Source organism: Mycobacterium sp. 1245499.0 (assembly GCF_001673615.1).
GTDB classification, from domain to species: domain Bacteria; phylum Actinomycetota; class Actinomycetes; order Mycobacteriales; family Mycobacteriaceae; genus Mycobacterium; species Mycobacterium europaeum_A.
Genome location: NZ_LZMG01000172.1, coordinates 1 through 1,904, shown reverse-complemented (window position 1 = coordinate 1,904; position 1,904 = coordinate 1). Strand labels below are relative to the sequence as shown.

Here is a 1,904-nt window from a genome sequence, read left to right as displayed (position 1 = left end):
GCACCGCGCCGGGTATCGCCCCTGCTCCGCCGACTTCAGGAGTGAGCCCTGCGCCTAACACCGCACCGATGCCTCCCGCGGTACCGGAACCAAGTTTCGGGCAGTGCGTGGGAGCGCAGGTGAAAGCCAACGTTGGTCAGGACATGATTAAGGACGGGGCGGGGTCCAAACGCGGGCATCGGGGTTATGGGTGGCTGTGATGACGGTCCGGGCGAAGTCAGTTCCTGCTTGTACTGGTCCAAGAAGCTGGGCTGTTGCACCGGCTGCGGCCCCCCGGCCTCCGGACCCGTGGGTTGCGGCTGCGGCTGAGGCTGCGGTCCGCCGTCTTGTTTGAAGTAGTCGACTAACTTCGCGCCGTTGTTGCGGTTCGACCCCGGCGTGGTGCGGTTGTCGGCCTGGGTGCCGTGGCTGGAGCCCGGTCCTGGCGCAAAGCCACCGCCGCTAAGACCGGCAGTAGCGGCTGTGAGCTGACTGGAGACCTTGACGTCTGCCCCTTCAAGTTGCTCGGCGCGCAACCGGATGTCAGCGGCGAATGCTTCGGCCTGAGCTTGGCGCGCGGCCCGTTCTGCCGGGCTGGTGCTGCGGGTGTCGGTGACCGATAAGTCTTCTCCGACAGTGAATCCCGCGTTCTGGGCGTCTTCGACGCCGTAGAGGACTCGCCGCTGGGCCGCGCTGATGTCGCTGGCGCCGTTACGGGCTATTCCGGCTGCCTGCCGTAGCAGGTCGGCTTTGCCGCTGACGACGGATAGATCGGCTCCGGTGCGTTGCCGTAACGCGTCGCCACCGGCGCCGTGCCAGGTGATGGATTGTGCCTGGTTGCGCATCGTCAGGAATGCGTCTTCCCAGCGGTCGGCGGTTTGCGTCCAGTAGGCGGCCGCGTCGATGAGGTGCCCGGTGCTCCAAGCCTCGATCTGCGAGAGGGTCGCGGGCATCTAGACCACCGTCACCCCTGTGACAGCGGCTATGTCGGCTGCCGATGTGGCCTCTTGGGCGGTGTATCCGCCGACAGCTGTGGTTACCCCGCCGACCGTTTCCTGCGTCCGCGCGGTGAAGGCCGCTGCAGTGACACCGATCGCCGCGTTCACGGCGTTCACGGCCGCCGTGGTGGCCTGAAACGGTTGCCCCGGCGCCGGTGGCGCGCCCACGAGTTGGGAGGTCAGCGCTTCCCACTGGCTGGCGGTAGCTGCTAGCTCGGCGGGGAAGACTTGCAGTGCACCGTGCCCCATAACTGCGTGAGTTTATGCGGGTCACACGCGGATTGCTATTCAACGGTCCGCGCGCAGCTGTGGCGCTGCGCGGCTCGAGCTGACTATCTTCAAGGCCCGCCGACCGGCTTGAAGCCGACCCGAGGACCGTGCGACAGTGCCGAGGATAAGCGATGACGGGTTGTCGATTTCGCTGCGTGGTTTTATGCCGCATGTGCAGGCATGCCGAAGTGCCGAGAAAGCTTGTTAGCCTTCCACTCAGCTAGCGACGACGTTGACTCGCGCACCTCTGTCGCCAGATCACTCCGTCGAGGCTCAATCACGATGGGGATTCCAATGGCCTTCTCGGCTCGGCGCTCGATGAAACAGATGAACCTCTGAGCCGGTCTCTACCAGCGTGGAAGATCCGCCGGATCAGCGGGTAGCTTGCGCACCCGTGATTGTTCGGAAGCGAGGCTTAAGCGGTACCACGAAGTCTTGAGCGCTTTCGACACCACGGAAGGGAGTACGACACCGGGACCGAAACTGGCTTTGCCCGCCGAACCATAATCGCATTGACGCCGCTGGTCACAACGCGGTCAGTGGGGACACTCCACTAGGTGAGCTTTACACTTTTGAGAACTTCGGCGAGCAACGCCTCCGTCTGCTCCCTGTTTCGACCGAAGTCTCGGGTAATTTCGCCGTTCGCTAATCGGTCGA

The 1,904-nt window shown here is 64.2% G+C and carries 2 protein-coding genes; both read right to left on the bottom strand.

The window, feature by feature from the left end; genetic code table 11:
* Positions 1-35 precede the first annotated feature (35 nt).
* Positions 36-932: a hypothetical protein gene (locus tag A5646_RS09640; protein WP_231998276.1), complete on the bottom strand. Its 897-nt coding sequence runs from the start codon at positions 930-932 to the stop codon at positions 36-38.
* Complete coding sequence (locus A5646_RS09635) at positions 933-1,226, bottom strand: hypothetical protein (protein WP_067021422.1); 294 nt, start codon at positions 1,224-1,226, stop codon at positions 933-935. It lies immediately after the preceding gene.
* Positions 1,227-1,904 lie beyond the last annotated feature (678 nt).